Origin of the sequence: Pseudomonas sp. ANT_J28 (assembly GCF_008370005.1) — a bacterium.
Taxonomy (GTDB): Bacteria; Pseudomonadota; Gammaproteobacteria; order Pseudomonadales; family Pseudomonadaceae; genus Aquipseudomonas; species Aquipseudomonas frigoris.
In genome coordinates this window covers 41,180-49,161 of sequence record NZ_VOBM01000048.1, presented here as the reverse complement: position 1 = coordinate 49,161, position 7,982 = coordinate 41,180, and the positions used below count along the sequence as shown (strand labels likewise).

The window sequence follows — 7,982 nt, the reverse complement described above, 5'->3', positions numbered from 1 at the left end:
TTCGGGTATGACTTACGTTGGCGCATGACGATCCTGGCATTAAGGGTAATTGCGTCCGCTTAAAAATACGCGGACACAATCGCCCTTATTGCTCGGGCTCGGAAGGTGTGTTCCCCGGCCCCTTACGGCGAACCCGCCGGGAGCATGGCCTGGCTGGAAAACCTCAGCAAGCTTGCACCACTGCGCAAAGCCTTCGAACCGCGGCGTGCTGTTGCTGGTTCTGGCCGGGATTTACCTGTTGAACGCCTATTTCGTCGTCGTGCCGTGGCTTGCCGTTTGAGAGTTCATCGAGGCGCTTCTTCATATGCGTCCGGCAAAGTCATCTAGCCCGCCCCGCGAAGCCAAGACATGGTGTCCACTTAAATTAAGTGGACACCATCGCCTTTGGCGTCAGGGTCAGGAAGGTGTGTTGGCCAGACGCATACGCTTGCGGCCCGTTTTGCTTTGCCTAGACGTGTTTGCCGGACGCTTACGGATCTAGAGCAACAGGCAGCGATCCAAATTGGCCAAATGCGGTCTTCGACGGATTATCAGTAAATGACTGTCGCGCAACTCCTTCTCACTGACTCTTAACTGCTGAACAAACTGATAAGACTCCAGGCTGCCCCTATCGCAAAAATGAAAAGAATGAGTACCAGCGTGAGGATTAGCGGCTCGACGCGCATGAAAGTGACTCCTCAGAAGGGCTAGCAATGCGCGCCTGATCTGCGGCGCAGGTGTTTTTCAAGGCAACGGTTGTCTGTATAGGGAGTGCCCCAGGAAAACTGTTTTTCCAGTGGTAACAGCTTCAAACCCTCAATTAATGCGCTATTCAACTCACAGCATTCTCTATGCCAAAAAATTTAACAGCTTATAATTCCCCGCCAGCGGGGCTGCCTGATTCTGTGGCCAGTTCTCCATCAAAAAAGTTGAAACAGGATGCGGGTAATACAGCCCATTTGTGGGGGATTTCTCTCAATGTGGGTACGGCAATACCACAGGTGCTTGAGCCATTCGCGACCTGCTGATATCGACCTGATGCGGACACTGAAAAAGGAACTGCGGTTGAACGAACAGACATTGTCCGTGCGCCTGGAGCGCGTGGCGGCGCATGTGCCAGCAGGTGCGCGCCTGGCCGATATCGGCTCGGATCACGGCTACCTGCCGGTGGCGTTGATGCGTCGTGGCGCCATCGCGGCGGCGGTGGCCGGCGAGGTGGCCTTGACGCCGTTCCACTCGGCCGAACGCACCGTGCGCGAGAACGACCTGGACCAGCGGATCACCGTGCGCCTGGCCAATGGCCTGGCGGCGATCGAGCCGGGAGACGGGATCACGGCGATCAGCATCTGCGGCATGGGCGGCGAGACGATCCGCGACATCCTCGACAGCGGCAAGGCGCGTCTTAGCGGCCAGGAGCGCCTGATTCTGCAGCCCAACGGCGGCGAGCAGCCACTGCGCCAATGGCTGATGGAAAATGGCTACCGCATCCTCTGTGAGGAACTGCTGCGGGAAAATCGCTTCGACTACGAAATCATTGTCGCCGAGCGCGCCGGGCCGGTGATATACACCGCCGAGGAACTTTACTTCGGCCCGCTGCAGATGCAGGCACGCAGCCCGGCGTTCCTGATCAAGTGGCAGCGCATGCTGCGCGAGAAGCAGAAGACCCTGACCCACTTCGCCCGTGCGCGGCAGGCCGTGCCCGAGGAGAAAGTGCAAGACATCGCCCGGCAGGCCCGGTGGATCACCGAGCTGCTGGCTTGAGTCCGGTCCAGGGTTTGTACAAAAAAGTCGCCGAGCGGCGATCAGTGAAAGCCGAAAAAGAGGCGAGGAATGGCCGGGGTCGCGCTCGACTTTACTGGTTGTAAATGAGCATTCCGATCGGACTCGCGCACGAGCCTGTTTTCAATGCAGCATGAGGGTCGGTTTGAGTTCTGGTTTCGCAGGTTGGCGGAGTATCGCCCGTGTTGCAGGCGGATTGATCCCGTGGCTTCGCACTAGCGACGATAGTAGCGGTCATCGTCCTCGTAGCGGTGCCGCATGGCTCGATCTTGGTGGCGCTCCCAATCACGATGGCGTTCAGCTTCTCGGCGGGCTTGCTCTCTACGCCAATTATCTCTACGCCAGTCGTCTCGGCGCCAATCTTCTCTACGATCGTGCCAACGGCCGTCATGCCAGTATCGGTCGTCATGGGCAAGCAACGGCCCTGGCTGCTTGCCGGCCATACTGGCCAAGGTCGGCCAAGGGTTGCCGGCTGCCTGGACAGGAGCCTGTACGGCTGTGACTTCAGCTGCGAAAACAGGGGTTGAGGTCTTCATCTGTGTTGCTGATGCCGAGCCCACTGCCGCGAACGCGAACAGGCCGAAGAGCACCATCCGTGGGTCATGGAATTTCATGAGAGAAGACAACCTCTGATTGACAATTGGACGTGTGGCCATCTGGCTGCGGGAAGCCTGCGGGTTCGCGCTTACCGAGCGGATGTGCCTATCCACATAGACAGATAAATAGGGAAAAGTTCTAGGGAGCCGCTGCTTAATTAGCCAACGGCCTCAGTGTTCGGCCCCTTTTGAGATTTGCTATCTCGATGTCCGTTCTGGCCGATAGCTACCGGTTGAATCCACAATCCAAAGCGGCCTTTCGCGGAAGGCAGCCAACGGTCAATTTCTGCCTGTGACGACTGACCCGAATTGACCGATTCTGTTGAAAAAGTCGGCCATGGTTTCCACGGCAGAAAAGTACGCGCTTGAGATTGAAATCTTTACTTTGAGCAGAGGGTTCCCGGGCCCAAATTTCGCGTAGCTGCGCGCAAAAAAGGCGTTTTCAGCAGTCAGTACGCGGGCAGTCTGGAAGGACCGACTTTTTCAACACAATCGGCCGATTTCTGCCCCTCACGAGGGGCTGAAAACGACCCTTAGCTGCCCCCTTAGCTGCCTGTCGTTTGTTTCTACAGAGTCAGCGGCAATTCACTGTCAGTGAAGCGCCTCCTCGTCTAAGTAGTTGCTGAGACACTCGATAAAAGCCTGGTGCTTGCGTGTATGGCGCCTGTGGACTGGATAGATTACATGGACTTTCGATCCGAATTGGTCCGGTTCTGGGACTATGTCGGGTAGCACCTGCACCAGTTCACCGCGCCTGAGGTAGGGGGCCACGCTCCACTGCGGACAGAACTGCAAACCCATGCCGGCCAAGAGTGCGGAGAACAGGAAGTCGTAGTTGTCGCTCGCCAAACGAGGTGTTGGCTGCGATATGCGCTGGCGCTCTCCTTCATGTGTCAGCCACCAGTAATGGGGGTTCAACAACGGGTGGCGCAAGATCAACCAGTCATGCTTTGCGAATGTTTCTGGCAGAACCTCAAGTGGCTTGCGTTGCAGATAGCTGGGGCTGGCGCAGAGCAGGATGCGATTTTCTGTCAGCGGCCGCGCAATCATATCGGGCTGGTCGACAGGCCCGTCGCGCACGACAAGGTCGTAGTTGCCTTCGATAAGGTTCACCAATTCATCGGTGAGTTCGACGTCGAGGCGCATGTCGGGATATTGATCGAGAAAGCGACGACATACCACATTGAGAAAGGCTGGGGCAAAGGAGGGGGGAGCAGCCACGCGCAGGATGCCGCACATTTCTTGCTGGAGTTGGTCAATGTCTTCCCGGGCCTGCTGGAGCTGAACCAGCACCTGCCGAGTGCTTGCCAGATAGATCTGCCCGGCCTCTGTCAGAGCAATCCGGCGAGTAGAGCGCTCGAACAGACGTGTTCCCAGCTCTGTCTCAAGGTGGGTCACCGCTCTGGTCAAGGCGGAAGTCGTTTTACCCAAATAGGCGGCCGCACGGGTGAAGCTGCCTTGATCTGCGGTGGCGACAAACATGGTTATTGCGCCCAACTGGTCCATCCACTTTTACCTTTCTGGAAAGTATGTCTTTCGGTCTTCGAGTATTCTTTACATCCGCTGACTTGGCTAGTCTCTCGAACATTCTAATAAAAAGAGTGTAGAGGCAATGAAGAATGTCCTCAGGGCGACTTTAGCAGTGACGATTGCTTTTTCATCAATGGAAAGCATGGCAGCTGTCGAGTTGCTCTTGTACAACGGGAAGGTGTTCACGGCCGAGCCAGGTCAGCCGCTGCAACAAGCCGTCGCGGTAGTCGATGGCCGGATCCTCAAGGTTGGCAGTGATATCGAGATTCTTTCGCTGAAAGAAGCCATGACCCAAGTGGTGGATTTGAAAGGCAAGGTCGTTATGCCTGGCTTCATCGATAGCCACAGCCATGCGATCTTTGGTGGAGTCAAACTCAAGGCGGCCGACCTTGAAGGGCAAATGCTGCCCTTCGACGAGTTAGAGCAGCGTTTGCGCGCATGGCGAGACGATGGCAAGGCGCGGCACGGCGACATACTCAGTGTGGGTGGTTTTCCTTCCACCTACTGGAGTGAAGTGGCTCAATTTGAACAGCGCTTCAATCACGGTGAATGGGCTGATACGCCGATTGCTTTCATAGGCTGGGATTACCACACCGGTTGGGCCAACAAGGCGATGCTCAAGCGAGCAGGTATCGATGCTGAGCGGGTCAAGTCACTCAAGGGTGAAGCAGTGGCAACCATCCGTCACCATGAGGACGGCACCCCCAATGGATTCGTTGCGGATGCTGGATTGTCTGCGGTGATGTCTCAACTTCCTTCTCCCTCCTTTGATCAGTTGATGGCTGCGGGTCGGGCGGCGCGCAATCTTAACCACAGCCTGGGCATTACTGCTCTGATGGACCCCGCGGCCAATGCCATGCCAGGCGATGCGCTATTCGACTTCAAGCCCACTGCACAGACGTTGGGAGTTTTGCCTGTCTACAAGGCATTGTCGGAAAAAGGTGAACTGGAGTTGCGGGTGGCCGCACTGATGGTTGCCAATCCGAAGAGCAAACCTGCGGATCTGGACGTGCTGGATGAGGTCAGAAAGCAGTTTGTTGGCGTCGACAATCTCAGCCTGCCTGGCATCAAGATATTTGCCGACGGTGTCGCCGAGTTTCCTGCTCAAACGGCATCGTTGCTGACCCCCTACAACAACAAAAAAAAAGCTGGAGAGTTGTTGATCGACCCCGCGCATTTCGGTGAGTTGGTCAGCGCCGCCGATGCCCGTGGATGGCTGGTTCATGTACATGCAATTGGCGACCGTGCGGTACGCGAGTCGCTCAATGGGATCGAGCAGGCACGCCACGACAGGCAGAGTGGCGTGACACACTCGATCACCCATTTGCAGATGGTTAATCCCAAAGAGTTCGCCCGCTTTAAACCACTGAACGTGATTGCTTCCATGCAGCTGTACTGGGCCTCCGCAGACGAATTGAGCATTGATTTACTCAAGCCCTACATCAGTGCAATGCAGTTTCAGTTCATGTATCCGGCGCGTTCATTGCTGAAAAATGGCGCGACCATTGCGGGTGCAAGCGACTGGCCGGTCAGTACCCCCAACCCGTGGAAAGCCATTGGGCAGGCAATAAGCCGCAAGGGCCCCAAAGGTGTACTCAACAAGGATGAGGATATCGACCGGGAAACGATGTTCTATGCCTACACCCGCAACGCCGCCAAGGCGATTGGTTTAGATAAAGAGATCGGCTCGGTCACTGCGGGGAAGCAGGCTGACCTGATCATCCTTGATCGCGATGTGTTCAGCGTGCCTGAAGAGCAACTCGCTGACACCCGAGTACTCAAGACCTACTTTTCCGGGCGCGAAGTTTACAGCCAGCCATAACCCTCCGGCGTATGCCTGACCCTGTGTCCTTCTGGACACGGGAACGGCGAAGCCTTGCCTGCCAATAATAATAAACAGGACTCCACCTATGCATCGCATTGCCCTGACGACCCTGGTCGGCTGCTCACTTTTCCCCTTCGCCGCCGGCGCCGTCCCGCTGACTGACAATCTGCAATTGCAACTCAAGCCGCAGGTGGTCAGCGATTACCGCAGCCGCGGACTGTCCATGACGCTGGGCGACCCAGCGGCGCAGTTGGAGGCCACATTAATACACAGTAGCGGTGCTTATGCGGGCGTCTGGACCTCGAACGTCGACTTTGGAATGAGCCTGAAAACGCGCTTGGAACAGGACTTCTACGCCGGCTTCTACAGCCAATTCACTGAAGAAGTCAGCCTTGATGTGGGTTATCTCAAGTACACCTATGCCAAGGAAGGGCAATTCAACATGAGTGAGGTCTACGCACTTCTCAAAGCCTATGGCTTCAAAGCTGGCAGTTATTATTCAAACGACGTAAAGAACTTCGTAGGGAAAGATCAGGACACGCTTTACACCTATTTGGGGTACAGCCATGAAGTCGTGGATCAAGTAGGCCTGGAAGTCCGTTATGGTCGTTTTGACTTCAAGGATGATGTTTTTTTCTCAAACAGTGGCAAGGCTCGCGGTGATTATCACGAATGGGAAGCCAAGCTGACCCGCAGCGCCTTTAGTGTTGACTGGGGGTTAAGCTATATCGACACGGATCTTTCTAAGAGCGAGTGCGCGAGTTACTACGGTTACACCGACGTTTGTACGGCGACCGTCGTTGTCAGCGCCAGTAAGACGTTCTGATCGCCAGCGAGCATCATAAAAATTCTAACTTCTGCTGAAGTTCAAATTTTTTACTCGGCCGAAATCTTAAATTGAATTGGATAATGATATGAGACTAAAACAGGTCGCCCTCGCCATTATGCTCGGCGCTTCTACGGCTTCACATGCCGACACGATTAACCATGCTAATAATCCTACGGAATGGGTAGGTACGCTTTTTAGTGGCTCGGAACAATACTCAAATTTCTATCGCATGGAAGAAATCTTTCCCACCGACAAAGTTTCCAAGTCTGGTAAGCCTGTGGAGTGGCCCGTCGCTGAGGCAATCAAGCTGCCGGAAACCTACAGCTATGAAGGCCGTACGTTTGCCACCAAGGATTTTCTATCGCAGACAGAAAGCTCCGCGCTGCTTGTGATCAAGGACGGTAAGATTCGCTACGAGAACTATTGGTCTACGGGAGGGGAAGATAAGCACTGGCTGTCGATGTCTGTCTCTAAAAGCGTTGTATCCGCTCTATACGGCATTGCCGTTTCTGAAGGAAGCATCGAAAGCATCAATGATCCGGCATCGAAATACCTTCCCGCGCTGAAGGGCTCGGCGTACGACGGTGTGAAGCTCAAGGACATCTTGCAGATGTCATCGGGGGCGCATTGGAACGAAGACTACTCTGACCCAAATAGCGAGATCATGCGACTTGCCCATGCCATGGCGAGTGGTTCCTCTTTCGTAGACTTCGTCGCCTCCATAAAGGGGGAACTTACGCCCGGCACTTTCAATCGCTACTGTTCTGCTGACACACTGGTTCTAGGGCTTGTCCTGGAAGCCGCGACGAAGAAGTCGTTGGCACAATACACTGAGGAGAAATTGTGGGAGCCGCTCGGTGCTACGCAGGATAGTTATTGGATCAAGGACAATGTTGGCCACACGATGGCCTTCGGCGGGTACAACGCCACTGCACGTGACTATGCCCGCTTGGGGGAGCTATTTCGGTTGAAGGGGAGTTTCCAGGGTAAGCAGATTGTGCCGGCAAGTTGGGTTAAAGCCTCCATTACCCCTGACGCCCCGCACCTTATGCCTGGAAAGCGCGCCAACAGCGACAGCACTATGGGATACGGGTATCAATGGTGGATTCCCGAGGGTGATCAACACGACTACTCGGCCATTGGTGTCTATAACCAGTTCATTTACGTGAGTCCCGACTACAACACTGTAATCGTCAAACTGTCAGCCCCTAGAGACTATGGGAATACTGGCGATGAAAGTTCTTGGCGCGAACACGAAACCATCGAGCTTTTCCGCGAAATTGCAAAAAGCATTGACTAACAAGTAACGGCTCCATGTACCAAAGGTCGTTTCCTTTGGTTTTTAGGGCGGGAAACCGCCCTTTTTTTTGGGGCAAAAAAACGCATCAGTTTTCCATGAGCACATACGACTGACCGCTTATGGCCGATTCTGTTGAAAAAGTCC

6 protein-coding genes are annotated in these 7,982 nt (G+C 54.9%); 4 read left to right on the top strand and 2 right to left on the bottom strand.

What is annotated here, in order from left to right; genetic code table 11:
* Positions 1-1,044 precede the first annotated feature (1,044 nt).
* Positions 1,045-1,740, top strand: coding sequence for a tRNA (adenine(22)-N(1))-methyltransferase TrmK (locus tag FQ187_RS25795; RefSeq protein WP_306108658.1), 696 nt, complete (start codon positions 1,045-1,047; stop codon positions 1,738-1,740).
* Between the two features lie 233 nt (positions 1,741-1,973).
* On the opposite strand, the gene FQ187_RS30575 is transcribed toward FQ187_RS25795, so the two are convergent.
* Both FQ187_RS30575 and FQ187_RS25780 read right to left on the bottom strand, forming a co-directional pair.
* The gene (locus FQ187_RS30575; RefSeq protein WP_149631634.1) at positions 1,974-2,372 is read right to left on the bottom strand and encodes a hypothetical protein; all 399 of its coding nucleotides are present in this window, start codon (positions 2,370-2,372) and stop codon (positions 1,974-1,976) included.
* 573 nt (positions 2,373-2,945) lie between these two features.
* Entirely contained in the window at positions 2,946-3,860 is a 915-nt protein-coding gene (locus tag FQ187_RS25780) for a LysR family transcriptional regulator (RefSeq protein WP_149631633.1), read from the bottom strand.
* Positions 3,861-3,966: 106 nt separating this feature from the next.
* Between FQ187_RS25780 and FQ187_RS25775 the strand changes: the two genes are divergently transcribed.
* The 3 genes from FQ187_RS25775 to FQ187_RS25765 all read left to right on the top strand — a co-directional run bounded on the left by FQ187_RS25775 (position 3,967) and on the right by FQ187_RS25765 (position 7,838).
* The gene (locus FQ187_RS25775) at positions 3,967-5,706 is read left to right on the top strand and encodes an amidohydrolase (RefSeq protein ID WP_149631632.1); all 1,740 of its coding nucleotides are present in this window, start codon (positions 3,967-3,969) and stop codon (positions 5,704-5,706) included.
* A gap of 88 nt (positions 5,707-5,794) precedes the next feature.
* A complete protein-coding gene (locus FQ187_RS25770; RefSeq protein ID WP_149631631.1) occupies positions 5,795-6,535 on the top strand; it encodes a TorF family putative porin in 741 nt (246 codons plus the stop codon).
* 88 nt (positions 6,536-6,623) lie between these two features.
* Positions 6,624-7,838, top strand: a complete 1,215-nt coding sequence (locus FQ187_RS25765; RefSeq protein ID WP_149631630.1) for a serine hydrolase — start codon at positions 6,624-6,626, stop codon at positions 7,836-7,838.
* Positions 7,839-7,982 lie beyond the last annotated feature (144 nt).

Coding starts and splice junctions, on each gene's coding strand:
- FQ187_RS25765 (WP_149631630.1), top strand. CDS start 6,624: ATGAGACTAAAACAGGTCGCCCTCGCCATTATGCTCGGCGCTTCTACG.
- FQ187_RS25780 (WP_149631633.1), bottom strand. CDS start 3,860: ATGGACCAGTTGGGCGCAATAACCATGTTTGTCGCCACCGCAGATCAA.
- FQ187_RS25775 (WP_149631632.1), top strand. CDS start 3,967: ATGAAGAATGTCCTCAGGGCGACTTTAGCAGTGACGATTGCTTTTTCA.
- FQ187_RS30575 (WP_149631634.1), bottom strand. CDS start 2,372: ATGAAATTCCATGACCCACGGATGGTGCTCTTCGGCCTGTTCGCGTTC.
- FQ187_RS25770 (WP_149631631.1), top strand. CDS start 5,795: ATGCATCGCATTGCCCTGACGACCCTGGTCGGCTGCTCACTTTTCCCC.